This is a genomic window from Micromonospora sp. NPDC049048 (genome assembly GCF_043197615.1).
Taxonomy (GTDB): Bacteria; Actinomycetota; Actinomycetes; order Mycobacteriales; family Micromonosporaceae; genus Micromonospora.
In genome coordinates this window covers 133,018-149,034 of record NZ_JBICTM010000011.1, presented here as the reverse complement: position 1 = coordinate 149,034, position 16,017 = coordinate 133,018, and the positions used below count along the sequence as shown (strand labels likewise).

Sequence of the window (16,017 nt, the reverse complement as noted above, 5' to 3'; positions counted from 1 at the left end):
GGGTGGTCGAACCGCGCCGTCGCATGGCTGCTGCTCACCGGGGCCTTGGGGTGCCCGGGCTCGTGGGAGGCGGGACGGGCAGCTCGGTTGCCCTACACTCGCTCGCGGCGGGCGGTAGCGCAGAGGTCGTCGCGCCTCCCTCTCAAGGAGGAGGACGCCGGTTCGAATCCGGCCCGTCCGCCGCCCCCGGGTCGTCCCCGCCTCGTGCGGGCCGTAGCGCAGCGGTCGTCGCGCCCGGTCTCCAAAACCGGGAGGACGCCGGTTCGAATCCGGCCGGCCCGCACCCCCTACACTCGCCGGCGGGCGGGGCGTGGCACCGTGGTCGGCACGCCCGCCGGCAGGATCGGGATGCCGGTCCGGTCCCGGCCGACCCGCTGACGACGGAACGGGGGGCGTCGAGATGCAACGCCGCCGCGAGCGGGAGAAGCGACTGCGGCTCCTGGCGTACGCCTCCCCGCCGGCCATGGTCGCCGCCGCCACCGACCGCCGGCTGGCGGGCGACTGGCGGGGCGCGTGCGCCGCCGCCCGGATCGACGCGCACGTCGACCTGCGGGACATCGCCACCCGGTACGGCACCGACGAGGCCGCCCGCGTCGAGGGCGAGTTGCGCGGCCTCGCCCCGGACCTGCTGCGCCGGTTCCTGCCCCGCACCGGGTCGCTGGCCCTGCTGCCACGGGCCGCCGTCGTGCTCTCCCGACTGCCCGACCCCGTCGCGACCGGCAGCCGGCCCCACCGGGCTGTCCCGCTACTGGTGGCGACGTTGCCGCCCACCGACCGCGCCCCGCAGCGGATCGGGCTGCGGGTCACCGACAGCCGGCACCTGCCGACCCGGTGGCACGACCTGCCCGGCTGGTGCTGGGACGCGGACGCGGTCGCCACCCGCCGCTGGGCCTACGGCGCCTCGGCGGTCCGCCTCGCCTGGCACGCGCCGGACGGCCGGGCGCACCCGCAGGGTGCCACGACCGCGCCCGGCCCCGCCGACGACCGCGCGACGGAGGTGGAGACGGTGGCCGCGCTGCTGGCCGCCCGGCAACCCGTCGCGGCGTACGAGGCGGCCGGGCTCGCCGTCCCCCCGAACGAGCACGGACAGCACTCCGCCTCGTTGGTGCACAGGCTCACCGCTAACGCGCCGACGCTGCCCGTGCTCGCCGGTGAGACCCGGCGACTGGCCCACCGGTACGGGGCGACGACGCAGTTCAGCGAAGACCGCCGGCTCGCCGTCGACGTCCACGCCGACGGCCGGCTGACCGTACGCGCGGCGGCGTGGAACGAGCCCTTCGCCGGGCCGTGCGCCTTCGCGGTGCCCGCGCCGGCCGACGTGGCGCTGCTGCGCTGGGGCGACCTGACCCCGGACGAGCTGCACCCGCTGGTGCACGAGGCACTGTTCCCCGGCCGGAGCCAGGCGTGGCGGGCCCCGCAGCCGGCGCCGCACCCGCCGATCCGGATCCGGTGCGGGCCACACTGGCACACCGTGCGGGTCTCGGCCGGTCGGCTGGTCACGCCACACCACACCGACGAGGAGCTGCGCCGGGAGTTCCTGCTCGCCGGGCTGGGCGGCCCCGTCAGCGGCTGCGCGGCGGCGGTGCGCGCCTGGCGTACCGGGGCGAAGCCGGTGCCGAAGGAGATCCGCAAGCTTCGGCAGGACCTCTTCGCCCGCGCGTTCCACGGCGACGCCGACGGACTGCTCACCCTGCTCGCCGACGGCATCGACCCGGAGCTGCGCGACAACCAGGGCGGCACGCTGGCGCACTGGCTGCCCTGGCTCGACGACCTCCGGGTGCTCCCGGCGCTCACCGCGGCCGGGCTCGACCTCGACGCACCCGACCGGGACGGCCGTACCCCCGCGCACTCCGCCGCCGCCGCGCTGGCTCCCGAGGTGATGGCGGCCCTGCTCGGAGCCGGCGCCGACCCGGACGCCGTGGACGAGCGGGGTCGCACCGCCGCAGAACTGCTCGCCTTCACGCGGACGCTGACCTGACGTAGCCGACCCGTTGTCGGTGCCCTTCGGTATGCTCCCGCGCGGCGAGGCCGTAGCGCAGAGGTCGACGCGCCTTGACAGCAAGCTGGAGGACGCCGGTTCGAATCCGGCCGGTCTCGCCCCCACCCTCCACGAAGGAGCATCGTGTCCGTCGACCGCGCCGAGCTGGCGGCCTGCCTGGCCGTCCTGGCCCGGCTCGACGACGCCGACCTGGACGAGGCGACCCGGCAGGAGTTGGAGCGCGCGGTCGCCGCCGCCCACCGGGGGGTCAAGCGGCGCGCCAAGGCCCGTCGGGACGCCGCGACCCGGGCAGCGGACCGCGCGCTGCTGGCCGCCGCCACCCGCTTCCGCACCGAGATCCCCGACCCCGCACCGCCCGACGTCGGCATCACAGCGCGCGACGCCGCAGCACCCGACGCCGGTCTCGCAGCACCCGACGCCGGTCTCGCGGCGCACGACGCCAACCTCGCACCACACGACGCGGGCAGCGTGGCGCGCGACGCCGACAGCGCGGCACCCGACGCCGATCTCACGGCGCACGACGCCGGTCTCGGCGCGGCCGGGCGCGGGACGCTCGGCAGGGCGCGGCACTGCTACGTGTGCAAGCGGTCCTACCGGCAGGTGGACGTCGACTACCACCTGATGTGCCCACCGTGCGCGGCGGAGAACCGCGAGCGGCGCCACGCCCGCTGCGAACTGACCGGTCGCACCGCCGTGGTGACCGGCGGCCGGGTGAAGATCGGCTTCCACACCGCACTCAAACTGCTCCGCGACGGCGCCGACGTGATCGTGACGACCCGGTTTCCCCGCGACGCGGCCCGCCGCTTCGCCGCCGTACCGGACGCCGACGACTGGGCCGGCCGGCTCTACGTGCACGGGTTGGACCTGCTCGACCTGGCCGGCACGCTCGACTTCGTCGCGCTCGTCGGGCGGCGCTTCGCCGGGCTGGACATCCTGGTCAACAACGCCGCGCAGACGCTCCACCGGCCGGCGGCGTACCACCGGGAGGTCCGGGCGGCCGAGTCCGCGGCGCTGGAGGGGCCGGCGGCGCGGATCGCGATCGGCGCGGCGCCTCCCGCCGCCCCCTCGGCCGGGCTGCCGGACGCGTTCCTCCCCGCCGGGCAGCTGGAGGCGTTCTTCCCGGCCGGGCGGGTCGACGAGACGGGCCAGCCGCTCGACCTGCGCGAGATCAACTCCTGGGTGCTCAGCGACGCCGACGTCAGCCCGCACGAGTGGTTGCAGGTGCACGTGGTGAACGCCTTCGCGCCCTTCCTCCTCACCTCCCGGCTGCGTCCGCTGATGCAGGCGAGCGCCCACCCGCAGCGGCACGTCGTGCAGGTCTCCGCGATGGAGGGCAGCTACTCCCGCGCCGGCAAGACCACCCGGCACCCGCACACCAACATGGCCAAGGCCTCGCTGAACATGCTGGTCCGCACGGTCGCTCCCGACTACCTGGCCAGCGGCATCCACATGAACAGCGTGGACACCGGCTGGGTCACCGACGAGCGGCCGCACCCCGGCAAGGCGGCCCAGCGCGACCTCGGCTTCCGGCCGCCGCTCGACGTCGTCGACGGGGCCGCCCGGGTCTACGACCCGATCGTGCGCGGCGTGCGCGGCACGCCCGTGAGCGGCCAGTTCCTCAAGGACTACCGGAGCGTGCCCTGGTGACCGAACCGACGCCGGTGCGCTGCCCGGCCATCGCCGACCCCGACGCCGGCCTCGCCGACCCTGGCGACTTCGACCCCCTGCTGGTCCGCCTCGCCGCGCCGGGCACGGTCGCCGGCCCCGAGGTGTTCCCACGCGGCACGGTGCAGCCCGACGGCCGGCTGGACCTGTGCAAGCAGGGCGTCGGCCCGGCGCAGACCGCGCGGATCGTGGCCGCCGCGGTCGACTCCCCGCTGGTGCGGCACCTGCTGCTGGGCACCAACGGCCTCGGCGCCGACGGCGCCCGGGCGGTCGCCGAGGCGCTGCGTCCGGGCCACCACCTCCAGACGCTCTACCTGGGCTGCAACCGGATCGGCCCCACCGGGGTCGGCGCGCTCGCCGACCGGCTGGCCGGCGACGACACCGTGCGGGCCCTGTGGCTCAAACGCAACCCGGTCGGCGACGAGGGCGTCCGCCGGCTCGCCGACGCGCTCGCGGTGAACTCCGCCATCCGTACGCTCGACCTGGTCAACGTCGGCATGGGCGTACCCGGGCTGACCGCCCTCGCGGAGGCGCTGGCCGCCCGCGAACGCCCCGTGCGTCGGCTCTTCCTCGGCGGCAACGGCTTCGCGCCGGACGCCGTCGGGGTGCTCGGCACGCTGATCCGCTCCGCCGGTGTCCGGGAGCTCTACCTGGCGGCGAACCACCTCGGGGACGCCGGCGCGGCCGCCCTCGCCGAGTTGGCCGACGGGGTGGAGCTGACGCTCGGGCTGGGCGGCAACGGGATCACCCCCGCCGGGGTCGCGGCGCTGGCCCGGCACCTGGGGTCCTGGCGGGCGCTCGACCTGGCCCGGCCGCCGTCGGAGCGGGCCCTCGGGGCGCACGGCAACGTGGTCGGCGACGAGGGCGCGGCGGTGCTCGCCGGCGCGCTGCCCGCCGCCCGGCTGCGCCGGCTGGACCTGCGGCGTACGGAGATCGGCGGGCGGGGCGCCCGGCGGCTCGTCGAGGCCGTGGCGGAGCACCCGACCCTGGAATACCTCGGCATCAACGGCGGCGTGCCACGACGGCAGCGCCGCCTCGCCTCCGCGCTGCTCGCCGAGCGGCCGGTCAGCGCGCCCCACGAGGACATCCGGGCGATCGCGAGCGTCTACCGGTGAGTCCGCCCGTCATCGACGAGATCCGCACCTGGCAGCGCATCCGCCGGTACGCCGTGCCCGCCGAGATGATCGAGGCGTGCGGCGCGGCCCGGGAGGCCGGGGACTGGCGGGCCGCCTGTGCCGCCGGGCGGATCGACGTGGCGTTCGACCTGGCCGAGGTGGCCCGGGAGCACGGCCGGGCCCGGGCGGAACGGATCGAGGCGGACCTCGGCGTACTCGCCCCGGATCTGCTGCGCTGGCACCTGCCGCGCGTACTCGGCGGCCGCACCGGCGTCGCCACCCACCAGCAGCTCCTGCTGTCCACCATGGACGGGCGGTTCGGTGACGACGACGTCGCGCTGGTGGTGGAGACGCCGAAGACCGTGGACGGGTCGCAGCGCCTGCGGCTGACCGTGCGCCCTGTGCGGGCGGAGGACGTCGTCCGGCAGGACCTGCCGCCGGTGTACTGGAGCGCCGCGCACGTCGACGGTCTCGCCGTCGCGTACGGCGGCTCGCCGGCCCGGCTGCCGGGCTTCGAGGCCGACGGCACCCTCCGGCCGGTCGAGGCGTACGCGACGGTGGTCGACCCGGACGACCCGGCGAGCCGGGCCGAGGTCTTCGACCGGCTCATCGCCGCCGGCGAGGTTGTAGCGGCGTGGGGCGCGGCCGGTGTCGACCTGGACCCGGACGTCGACCCCCTCGATCGCGGGGCCGCGGACGCGGAGCGGGGCCGCCTGGTCCCGCTGGGGCTGGACGCCGAACTCGCCCGGCTCCACGCCCGCTACGGCGCCGACCGGGTCATGATCGGCTCGGCGTGGCAGCTGGTGGCCGAGGTGCACCGGCTGGGCGACGGCACGGTGGGCGCCGCGTTCGTCGGGTACGACCGGGAGCACTACACCCGCCCCCGGTTCGCCACGGTGGTGCACGAGCGGCCCGTCGACCTGGACCTGCTGCGGCACGGCCTGCTCGACCCCGCAGAACTGCACCCCCTGGTGCGCCGAGCCCTGTTCCCCGCGACGCGATCCGGGTCGACGGCCGCAACGGTGGCAGCGGCCGGGCCGGCGCCGACGGCGCCCGGGGTGCGGGTGAGCGTCCCGGTGCGCTGCGGCAGCGAGTGGCACACCCTCCGGCACGGCGACGGCCGCCTCGACCCGGTCTCGCACACCGCCGAGGAGGTCGCCGCGGAGGAGTTGCTGCGCGCCCTCGGCGGGCGGTCGGCGGGCTGCTTCGCCGCCGCCCAGGCCTGGCGGGGCGGGGCCGGTCGGCTGCCCCGGCCGCTGCGCGGGCTGCGGCGCGACGCGCTGCTCCGCATCCAGCACGGCGGCGCGACGGCGCTGGCCGCGCTGCTCGACGCGGGGCTCGACCCGAGGATGGCCGACGGCCGGGGCGGGACCCTGCTGCACCAGATGCGCGCGGTGGAGGACGTCTCGCTGGTCCGGCGACTGTGTGACGCGGGCGTGCCGATCTCGGCGGCGGACCGTCGCGGACGTACCGCGCTGCACGTGGCCGTCGGCGACGGCGGCACCCCGGAACTGGTCCGCGCGCTGCTGGCCGCCGGGGCCGACCCGACCGTCGGGGACCAGGACGACCTCACCGCCCTCGACCTGGCGGAGGGAAAGGCGTACATGTACGAGGACGAGGACGAGGACGACGTGCGGCCGGTCTCCGAGATCCTGCGGGTACTGCGCGAGTGGACGGGTCGATGACGGCGCCCGCCCGGGCGCTGGCCGCCGCCGACGACCTCGTCGCCGCGACCCGCGCGTGGCGGACGGAGCCGGCCGCCGATCCGAAGGTCGAGGCGCTGGCCCTGGCGGTGTCGGCGAACCTGCCGGTGCTGCTGTGGGGCGAGCCGGGAATCGGCAAGTCCGCCACCCTGCAACAGCTCGCCGACGGGCTGGGCCTGCCGCTGGAGACGGTCATCGCCAGCGTGCACGAGCCGTCGGACTTCGCGGGACTGCCGATCGTCGGGGACTCCCCGGCCACCGACGGCGTGCCGATGGCCCCGCCGGACTGGGCGGTCCGGCTGGCGCGTACCGGATCGGGGCTGCTCTTCTTCGACGAGCTCTCCTCGGCGCCGCCGGCGGTGCAGGCGGCGCTGCTGCGGGTGGTGCTGGAACGCCGGGTCGGTAGCCTCCCGCTGCCGCCGACGGTGCGGATCGTGGCGGCCGCGAACCCGCCGACCAGCGCGGCGGACGGCTGGCACCTCGCCCCGCCGTTGGCGAACCGATTCGTGCACCTGCACTGGACGCACGACGCCCGCACCGTGGCGCGGGGGCTGGCCGGCACCTGGCCGGCGGTGGTGGTGCCGGCGGTCCGGCCCGGTCGGGCCGCCACGGCGCTGGCCCGGGCCCGGGGCGCGGTGGCGGGTTTCCTCACCGCCCGGCCGGGGCTGACCCACCATCTGCCCGCCGACGCCGAGGCCCGCGGCGGCGCCTGGCCGTCTCCGCGCACCTGGGAGATGGTGTTGCGACTGCTCGCCGTCCACCACGCCGCCGGGGCCGGACCGGAGGCGCTGGCGCTGGCCGTGATCGGCGCGGTGGGCGACGGCGCGGGGCTGGAGTTCGTCACCTACCTGGAGAACCTCGACCTGCCCGACCCGGAGCGGGTGCTCGCCGACCCGGAGGCGTTCCGGCTGCCCGAACGCGGCGACCGGCAGTTGGCGTTCCTCACCGCGGTGATCTCGGCCGTGCAGGCGAAGGTCGACCGGTCGCGCTGGGAGGCCGGCTGGGTGGTGCTGGGCAAGGCGGTCGAGGCGGGGGTGCCGGACGTGGCGGCGCGCGCGGCGATGGATCTCGCGGCGCTGCGCGACACCTCCTGGCCGGTGCCGCCGGCCATCCACGCCTTCGCCGAGGTGCTCGGGCTCTCGGGACGCCTGGCCGGATGAGCCCCCACGGTCCCCGGCTGGACCGGACGAAGCTGCTCGCGGCCCGGTTCCGGGCGGCGCAGGACCGGCCCTACCTGGCCACCGCGCTGTACAGCCTCACCGTGGTGGAGTCCCGGGACGTGTCCACCATGGGGGTGGACCGGCGGTGGCGCTGCCACGTCTCGCCGGAGTTCGTCGACCGGCTGCCGGTGCCGCAGCTCGCGGCGGTGTGGATCCACGAGGTCGCCCACCTGCTCCGCGACCACCACGGCCGCGCCGACCGTCTCCCGGCGGCGCAGCGGCGCGACCATCACCGGGTCAACGTCGCGCAGGACTGCGAGATCAACGACGACCTGGTGGCGGACCGCCTGCCGCTGCCGGCCGACCGGCTCGAGCCGGCGACCTTCGGGCTGCCGACGGGCCTGCTGTTCGAGGCGTACCTGCCGCTGCTGCCGGCACACGTGCGGGGACACGAGGCGCCGGACTGCGGTTCGGGGGCGCACGGCGTCGACCGGGCGTGGGAGACCGGCGGTACGGGCGGGGTCAGCGCGGTCGAGGCGGGGGCGATCCGTCGGGAGACGGCACACGCCGTCCGCGCCCATGTCCGGTCCCGGGGCACCGTCGCGGCCGGCTGGGAACGGTGGGCCGCCGAGGTGCTCGAGCCGCGGGTGGACTGGCGGCGGGCGTTGGCCGGTGCGGTACGCGAGGCGACGGCGTGGGCCAGTGGCGCGGTCGACTACACGTACCGGCGCCCCTCGCGACGTTCCGGGGCGACGCGCGGCGTGGTGCTGCCCAGCCTGCGCCGGCCGGTGCCCCGGGTGGCGATCGTGGTGGACACGTCGGGCTCGATGGGCGACGGTCAGCTCGCGGCGGCGCTCGCCGAGGTGGCCGGGGTGCTCCGGGCGGTCGGGGTCGGCGGCAACCGCGTCACGGTGCTCTCCTGCGACGCGGCCGTGCACGTCGTACGGCGGGTGCACACCGTCGGCGAGGTCCGGCTGGCCGGGGGCGGCGGCACCGACATGCGGGTGGGGATCGACGCCGCGCTGCGCGACCGGCCGCACGTCGTGGTGGTGCTGACCGACGGACTGACGCCGTGGCCGGCCGCGCCGTTGGAGTCCGTGCGGGTGATCGCGGGGCTGATCGGCGGCGGCGCGCCACCGCCCCCGTCCTGGATCACCAGCGTCACCATCGACGACTGAGGCAGCCGCCGACCGGCTTACTGGTCCAACCAGTTGACGGGTTGATGTGTGCCGCGCCACACTCCTCGGCATGGCCTTCGCTCCCGTCCCCCGCTCCTCGGTCTCCGACCACGTCTTCGGCCAGATCCGTGACGCGATCGTCAGCGGCGTCTACCAGCCGGACGAGGCGCTGCCCGGCGAGCGGGAACTGGCCGCCACCTTCGGCGTCAACCGGCACGCCGTGCGGGAGGCCCTGCGCCGGTTGCAGCAGCTCGGCCTGGTGCGGGTCAGCCAGGGCGGCGCCACCCGGGTGCTGGACTGGCGGGTGCACGCCGGGCTCGACCTCGCCCTGTCCCTCACCCGCTTCCACGACAGCCTCCCGGTGCACACCCTGGTCCGCGACATGCTGGAGATGCGGGCCTGCGTCGGCGTCGACGCGGCCCGGCTCTGCGCCGAGCGCGGCGATCCCGCGGTCCGGGCCGCGATCCTGCGGGCCGTCGAGGGGTACGCCGACCTGGCACCCGACCTGGACGCGATGGGCGAGGCCACCATCGTGCTCTGGCGGCACATCGTCGCCGGCTCCGGCAACACCGCCTACCTGCTGGCCTTCAACAGCCTCGTGGCCGGCGCGCTCGCCGTCGGCGAGGTGCCGCCGGAGCGGCGCGCCGCGGAACTGCTCGACGTCGCGGGCCACCGCCGGCTCGCCGACGCCGTCGTCACCGGCCGGGCCGCCGACGCCGCCCGCGAGGCACGGGCACTGCTCACCGCCGCCCTCGCCACCCCCGCAGCAGCAGCGAGAAGGGAAGCCCGGACATGATCCCCGCCGTGCTCTACGCCGTACCGGCGTTCCTGCTCCTCATCGTCGTCGAGGCGCTGTCCTACCGGTTCGCCCCCGACGACGGCGAACGCGGCTACGACGTGCGCGACACCGCCACCAGCCTGACCATGGGCGCCGGCAGCCAGGTCATCGGCGTGCCGTGGAAGCTGGCGACGATCGGCCTCTACGCCGCCGCGTACACGCTCTCGCCGCTCCAGCTCTCCCCCACCAGCGTCTGGACGTGGGTGCTGCTGTTCTTCGCCGACGACCTCGCCTACTACTGGTTCCACCGGTGCCACCACGAGGTACGGCTGCTCTGGGCCGGCCACGTGGTGCACCACTCCAGCGTCTTCTTCAACCTCTCCACGGCGCTGCGGCAGAGCTGGACGCCGATGACGTCGGTCCCGTTCTGGCTGTGCCTGGCGCTGCTCGGCATCCCCCCGTGGATGATCTTCCTTCAGCAGTCGGTCAGCCTGCTGTACCAGTTCTTCCTGCACACCGAGAGGGTCACCATGCTGCCCCGTCCCGTCGAGTGGTTCTTCAACACACCGTCGCACCACCGGGTCCACCACGGCGCCAACGCCGAGTACCTCGACCGCAACTACGGCGGCATCCTGATCGTCTGGGACCGGCTGTTCGGCACCTTCGAGCCCGAGCGGGCCACCGTCCGCTACGGCCTGACCAAGAACATCGGCACGTACAACCCGCTGCGGGTGGTGTCCCACGAGTACCAGGCGATCTGGGCCGACGTACGGGCCGCCTCGTCCTGGCGGCACCGCCTCGGGCACGTGTTCGGCAGGCCGGGCTGGCAGCCCACCGGGCAGGAGCAGCCGGCGGTGGCCCGATGAGGCGCCTGTGGCCGTTCGGCGTGGTCGCCGCCGTCGAGCTGGTCGGCGTCGCGGCCGACTCCGCCGTCCTGCAGTGGTTGGCCAAGCCCCTGCTCGCGCCGGTGCTGCTGGTGTACCTGCTGCGGGCGCGCCGGCGCGTCGACCCCGTCGCGGTCGGGCTGGTCTTCGCGACCGGCGGCGACATCGCGCTGCTGCTCTCGGGTGACACGGCGTTCCTCGTCGGCATGGGCTGCTTCCTCGTCACCCAGGTGGCCTTCCTGGCCGCCTTCCTGCGCCACTCGCGGCCACCCGCGGTCGGCCTGATCATCTACCTCTCCCTGTGGGCGGTGGCCAACCTGCTGCTGTGGCAGGCCCTCGGCCCGCTGCGGCTGCCGATCCTCGGCTACAGTCTCGCCCTGAGCCTGATGGCCGCCGCCGCGAACGGCGTCTCCCGGCGGGTGGCCCTGGGCGGAGGCCTGTTCCTCCTCTCCGACATGCTGATCGGCCTGGACGTCGCGGACCTGCGGGTGCCCGGCCACGGACTGGCAGTGATGATCACCTATATCGCGGCCCTGCTGCTCATCACCGTCGGTTGGGTGGCCGCGTCCGACCGCCGCGACCGGAGCGCGGCCGGCGCCGGCCGCACCACCCCCACCCCCGGACCGATCGCCGACGGCGTCCGGTAGCCGCGCCCGACGACGAACGCCCGCCGCCTCGTGGTTGACCGGTGGACGTTCGTCGTTCCAGCAACGGCGCCGCATGATCATCGCGAATTCACAAGGCATCCACACGTCACCCACAGGTTCGCGGGTTTGGCTGGCACCTGGCCTCGTCCACCTACGAGATCGGTTGCCTCATGCGCCTTTCCTTCCGTGCCCGGCCGGCACCGCCCGGCGCCGTCGGGAACGAACCGCCGGTCCCGGGCGATCCCCCGCCCGCGCCGGCCCGCGACGCCGACCGGGCCGGGCACGGCCTGCGGGCGCCGAGCCGGCTGCACGCCTTCAACCGGTACGAGATCAAGTATCTCGTCGACAGCGCCGTCGCCCGTGCGCTGCGCGAGGAGTTCGCGGGCCGGATGGACCTCGACAGCCACGGCGACGCCAGCGGGTACGGCGTGTGGAGCGTGTACTACGACACGCCCCAGCTGCGCTTCTACTGGGAGAAGATCGAGGGCCTGCGGTTCCGCCGCAAGCTGCGGATCCGGCACTACGGTGACCGCTTCGCCGTCACCGACGACACCATCGTGTACGTCGAGATCAAGCAGCGGGTGAACCGGGTCACCCAGAAGCGCCGCATCGCCCTGCCGTACCGGCTCGCCCGCGACCTGTGCGACCGCCGCGTGCCGGTCGACCACGACGAGTCCCAGCGTGCCTTCGTCGAGGAGGTCCTCGAACTGGTCGGCGGGCTGGACCTGCGGCCGGTCGCGATGACCGGCTACCAGCGGGAGGCGTTCGTCGGCCGGGACGCCGACACCGGCCTACGGGTCACCATGGACCACCGCGTCCGGGGCCGCGACCGGGACTTCCACCTGGGCGCCGACGCGGAGAACCGGCTCATCGTGCCGGCGAAGCTGTCGGTGGTGGAGATCAAGGCCAACGAGCGGGTGCCGTACTGGCTCACCGACCTGGCGGCCCGGTCGAACATGTCGGTCGTCCGGATGTCCAAGTACTGCCAGAGCGTCGAGGCCTTCGGCCGCGCCCCCCGCTCCGTGTTCCACGTCGTCGACGACGATCCCGCCGCCGACCTGTCCCTGACCACCACCGTCACGAGCGAGGCCTGAGAACACCATGGACTTCACCTTCCAGGACCTGTCCGGCACGTTCAGCATCGCGGACGTCGCGATCGCGTTGTCGCTGTCCTTCCTGCTCAGCACGGCCATCGGCTGGGTATACCGGTTCACCCACCGCAACATCTCCTACAGCCAGTCCTACGTGCAGACGCTGGTGATCCTCGGCATGCTCATCTCACTGATCATGCTGGTGGTGGGGTCGAACATCGCCCGGGCGTTCGCGTTGGTCGGCGCGTTGTCCGTGGTGCGTTTCCGCAACGCCATCAAGGAGACCCGGGACGTCGGCTTCATCTTCCTGGTGATGGGCGTCGGCATGGCCTGCGGCACCCGCTTCTACACGCTCGCCGTCGTCGCCGCCGTCGCCATCGGCCTGGTCATCCTGGTGATGTACCGCTTCAACTGGTTCGCCTCGCAGGTCCAGCGGCAGGTCGTCAAGGTGCAGGTTCCGCCGGACGGCGACCACACCGAGGCCATCCAGGACGTCCTGATCCGGCACACCAGCGAGTTCGAGCTCGTCAGCATGGAGACGATCCGCGGCGGCGCGTTGACCGAGATCATGTACACCGTGCGGCTGCGCAAGGGCTACGAGCCGGGCCAGCTGATCTCGGCGCTCAGCGAGCGTACGTCCGGCCAGCGGGTCACGGTGCTGACCGGCTACGACCAGACGGATCTGTGATGCCGGCGCCCTCCGCCGGCCCGCTCAGGAGACTGCGGCGCCGGATCCCCGTCCGCGTCCGGCAGTACTGGCGGCTGCTGGCCGGCTGCGTCGCGTTCGTCGCCGTCCTGACGGTCGGGTTCAGCGCGGTGCGCGTGCACCCGTACGTCACCAGCGGCGGCGGCCGGGCCGGCGACGAGGTCACCCAGAACCTCGCCGGCACCCGGGACCTGTTCGACCCGACCGTCGCGCACAGCATCGCCCTGACGTTCCGCGAGGCGGACTACGAACGGATGGTCGACGCCTTCGCCAAGGAGGGCGAGAAGGAGTACGTGGAGGCCGACCTCACGATCGACGGCACCACGGTCCCGAGCGTGGGGATCCGGCTCAAGGGCAACTCGACGCTGGCCGGGCTGACCCGGGACGGGGAGAACATCGGCAGGGCCGGCGGACGACCCGGCGGACAGGCCGGCCCGGCCGGGGACGGCGAGCCCGCCGGGGGCGGACCCGGCGGCGCACGCCCCGGCGGGCAGCGGCAGGGCGCCACCCAACCCGGGGGCGCTGCCCAACCCGGGGGCGGTTTCGGGCCCGGCGGCGGGTTCGGGCCCGGCGGCGGGCGGGCCTCCCTGAAGACCGAGGAGCCCGAGACCCTGCCCTGGCTCATCCGCTTCGACGAGTTCGTCGAGGGCCGCCGCTACCAGGGGCACCGGGAGATCGCCGTACGCGTCGGCGGCATGGGCGGCGGGTCGACGGTGCTCAACGAGGCCGTGTCCCTGAGCGTGCTCGCCGAGGCCGGCGAGGCCTCCCCGGCGTACGCGTACTCGCGGTTCGTCGTCAACGACCGGCCGGCCACGGCCCGCCTCGTGGTGGAACACCCGGGCGGCCCCTTCGCCGACGACCTCGACGGCGACGGCGTGCTCTACAAGTCCCTGGCCACCGGGAGCTTCACCTACCAGGGCGACGACCCCACGGACTACCTGGACGACTTCAGCCAGATCACCGGCAAGGGCGAGCAGGACCTCCAACCCGTCATCGACCTGGTGCGGTGGGTCGCCGACAGCAGTGACGCGGAGTTCGACGCGCACCTGGCCGACCACGTCGACGTGGACTCCTTCGCGCGTTACGTCGCGGCGCAGAACCTGCTGCTCAACTTCGACGACATGGCGGGGCCGGGCCGCAACTACTACCTCTGGTACGACCTGACGACGAAGAAGTTCACGGTCGTCGGGTGGGACTACAACCTGACCTTCAGCGGCAGCGCCGACCAGGGGCCGCACGACACGGGCCGGATGGGCGGCGGTTTCCCGGGTGGCCAGTTCCGGCCGCCCGGCGGCCAGGCCCCACAACCCGGCCAAGCCCCACAACCCGGCCAGGCCCCACAAGGCGGCCAGGCGCCACAAGGCGGCCAAGCTCCGGAAGCCGGCCAGGCCCCACAAGGCGGCCAAGCCCCACAGCCCGGCCAAGCCCCACAGGGCCGCCAGGCCCCGCAACCCAGCCAGGCCCCGGAAGCCGGCCAGGCGCCGCAGGGCCCGCGGACGACGGGTCGCATGCCCGGCCAGGGCGACGGGGAACGGGCCGGCGGCGGGCCCGGCGGCGGGCACCGGCTCAAGGAACGCTTCCTCGCCAGCGCCGCCTTCAAGGCCGCCTACGAGAAGGCGTACCGCGAGCTGTACGGCGAGATCTACGCCGACGGGACAGCGCTCACGGCGCTGGACGACCTGGCCGGGGTCGTCGCCACCATCGACGGGCACGACGCGCAGAGCCTCGCCACCGATGCGGAGCGGCTGCGCACGCTGATCCGGGAGCGCACCTCGTCCCTGGCCACGAACGAGGTGATCACGAAGGGCTGACGCGGTGGCGGGCCCGGTCGACCGGCCGGGCCCGCCACCACCCCGGTCAGTTGTACGGCATCGTCGGGAACCATCCCACGCCGAAGATCGCCGGCACGCGCAGGTCCCAGTAGACGACGGTGAAGACGCCCAGCGCGACCAGCAGCGAGCCGGTCACCGTGGCGGCGCGGCGCGGCGACGCCATCCAGCTGAGGAAGCGCCCCCGGCTGGCCACGATGATGATCGCGAAGAGCGCCGCCACGATGAGGATGTTGCCCAGCGACTGGAGAGCGAAGGCGAGCGCGCCGTACCCCGGGTTGCCGGTGTCGACCGCCCAGTGGAACAGCTTGTTGAACAGCGGGTACGGCCGGCCGACCAGGAAGCCTCCGACCAGGGCGCCCATGACGACCACCCGCGCCACCGGCCGGGTCGCGAAGACGTCGGGCAGCAGCCCCAGGGCCGCGAGCCCGAGGTACGTCAGCACCAGGCCGATCAGGCCGAAGACCACCGAGGACTGGATCAGGCGGACCGGCATACCGCCGACGGTGTCGGTGGAGAGCTGCGGCAGACGTTCGCCGAGGAGCACCCCGACCGCGCCGTAGGTCGCCGACACCGCCAGCATGCCGACCGTCAACCAGGCGACGGGACGCAGCAGCGCGCGTACGCCGTGGCGGTGGCCCGTCGCGCCGGCCTGGCTCATCGGGCCCACCGAGGCCGCCATCGCGATGTTGCAGGCGGTGAAGGTCCCGGCGAAGCCGGACACGAAGGCGAACAGCAGCCCCGCCGCCGTACCGCTGATGGCGGTGCCCTTCGCGTCGTGGCCCAGCAGGGTGTCGGCGACGGTGTCGCCGATCACCGAGTCGACCAGCTCGAACGACCAGAGCACGGCGAGCAGCACGCCCGCCGCGGCACTGATGACCGCCGTCCGTCGGCGGTTGGCCGGCGGGGGCGCGAACGCCACCGGTGCACGTCGCGGTGGGGCCTCGGGGATGGGGTGCACGCCGCATCGCCTCGCTTTCCGTCTCTGGTGCGCTCCGGTGGGCGTCACGCGGGCGGCGGTGCCGCTCCTGCGCGGCCGGGCCCGCCCGGTGGCTGTCGCGGCGCGCACACGTCTGCGCCGGCGGGGTGTCCCGGGCCGGTGCCCGGGTCCCGCCGGCGCTGTTCAGCATGCTGCGGTGCCTCGCGTCACCGCGTCTTCAGATGTGCTCGATTTCCGCGCGCCGCCGGGAGATCCGCGCCGCCGCGCGGGTGTCGTGTCCCCGGCGGTGGGGCCACCGGGCCCGTCACGGCCGTCGCCGGCG

13 protein-coding genes and 3 tRNA genes are annotated in these 16,017 nt (G+C 74.8%); 15 read left to right on the top strand and 1 reads right to left on the bottom strand.

Annotated features, from left to right (window positions below; genetic code table 11):
* Positions 1-108 precede the first annotated feature (108 nt).
* From ACGFIG_RS28775 to ACGFIG_RS28705, 15 genes are all read left to right on the top strand, one after another.
* Positions 109-181: transfer RNA gene (locus ACGFIG_RS28775), tRNA-Glu, on the top strand.
* Positions 182-207: 26 nt separating this feature from the next.
* Positions 208-282 (top strand) — tRNA-Trp (locus tag ACGFIG_RS28770).
* Between the two features lie 118 nt (positions 283-400).
* Positions 401-1,978 (top strand): ankyrin repeat domain-containing protein, encoded by a 1,578-nt coding sequence (locus ACGFIG_RS28765; protein WP_393008162.1) that lies wholly within the window; start codon positions 401-403, stop codon positions 1,976-1,978.
* A 46-nt stretch (positions 1,979-2,024) separates the two neighbouring features.
* A tRNA-OTHER gene (locus ACGFIG_RS28760) sits at positions 2,025-2,097 on the top strand.
* A gap of 25 nt (positions 2,098-2,122) precedes the next feature.
* The gene (locus ACGFIG_RS28755) at positions 2,123-3,646 is read left to right on the top strand and encodes an SDR family NAD(P)-dependent oxidoreductase (RefSeq protein WP_393008160.1); all 1,524 of its coding nucleotides are present in this window, start codon (positions 2,123-2,125) and stop codon (positions 3,644-3,646) included.
* The gene (locus tag ACGFIG_RS28750) at positions 3,643-4,779 is read left to right on the top strand and encodes a gala protein (RefSeq protein ID WP_393008158.1); all 1,137 of its coding nucleotides are present in this window, start codon (positions 3,643-3,645) and stop codon (positions 4,777-4,779) included. Before ACGFIG_RS28755 ends, ACGFIG_RS28750 begins: the two co-directional genes overlap by 4 nt.
* Positions 4,776-6,464, top strand: coding sequence for an ankyrin repeat domain-containing protein (locus tag ACGFIG_RS28745; RefSeq protein WP_393008156.1), 1,689 nt, complete (start codon positions 4,776-4,778; stop codon positions 6,462-6,464). The genes ACGFIG_RS28750 and ACGFIG_RS28745 overlap by 4 nt, the downstream gene beginning before the upstream one ends.
* Positions 6,461-7,642: an AAA family ATPase gene (locus ACGFIG_RS28740; protein ID WP_393008154.1), complete on the top strand. Its 1,182-nt coding sequence runs from the start codon at positions 6,461-6,463 to the stop codon at positions 7,640-7,642. Before ACGFIG_RS28745 ends, ACGFIG_RS28740 begins: the two co-directional genes overlap by 4 nt.
* On the top strand, positions 7,639-8,820 hold the full coding sequence (locus tag ACGFIG_RS28735) for a VWA-like domain-containing protein (RefSeq protein ID WP_393008152.1): 1,182 nt from the start codon (positions 7,639-7,641) through the stop codon (positions 8,818-8,820). Before ACGFIG_RS28740 ends, ACGFIG_RS28735 begins: the two co-directional genes overlap by 4 nt.
* A 70-nt stretch (positions 8,821-8,890) precedes the next feature.
* A complete protein-coding gene (locus tag ACGFIG_RS28730) occupies positions 8,891-9,616 on the top strand; it encodes a FadR/GntR family transcriptional regulator (RefSeq protein WP_393008150.1) in 726 nt (241 codons plus the stop codon).
* Positions 9,613-10,464: a sterol desaturase family protein gene (locus ACGFIG_RS28725; RefSeq protein ID WP_393008148.1), complete on the top strand. Its 852-nt coding sequence runs from the start codon at positions 9,613-9,615 to the stop codon at positions 10,462-10,464. Before ACGFIG_RS28730 ends, ACGFIG_RS28725 begins: the two co-directional genes overlap by 4 nt.
* Positions 10,461-11,129, top strand: coding sequence for a lysoplasmalogenase (locus ACGFIG_RS28720; protein WP_393008146.1), 669 nt, complete (start codon positions 10,461-10,463; stop codon positions 11,127-11,129). Before ACGFIG_RS28725 ends, ACGFIG_RS28720 begins: the two co-directional genes overlap by 4 nt.
* 170 nt (positions 11,130-11,299) lie before the next feature.
* Positions 11,300-12,223, top strand: a complete 924-nt coding sequence (locus ACGFIG_RS28715; RefSeq protein WP_393008144.1) for a polyphosphate polymerase domain-containing protein — start codon at positions 11,300-11,302, stop codon at positions 12,221-12,223.
* 7 nt (positions 12,224-12,230) lie between these two features.
* Positions 12,231-12,908 (top strand): DUF4956 domain-containing protein, encoded by a 678-nt coding sequence (locus ACGFIG_RS28710; RefSeq protein WP_393008142.1) that lies wholly within the window; start codon positions 12,231-12,233, stop codon positions 12,906-12,908.
* A complete protein-coding gene (locus ACGFIG_RS28705; protein WP_393008140.1) occupies positions 12,908-14,737 on the top strand; it encodes a CotH kinase family protein in 1,830 nt (609 codons plus the stop codon). Before ACGFIG_RS28710 ends, ACGFIG_RS28705 begins: the two co-directional genes overlap by 1 nt.
* Before the next feature lie 46 nt (positions 14,738-14,783).
* On the opposite strand, the gene ACGFIG_RS28700 is transcribed toward ACGFIG_RS28705, so the two are convergent.
* Positions 14,784-15,677, bottom strand: a complete 894-nt coding sequence (locus ACGFIG_RS28700; RefSeq protein WP_393008138.1) for a hypothetical protein — start codon at positions 15,675-15,677, stop codon at positions 14,784-14,786.
* Between the last annotated feature and the right edge of the window lie 340 nt (positions 15,678-16,017).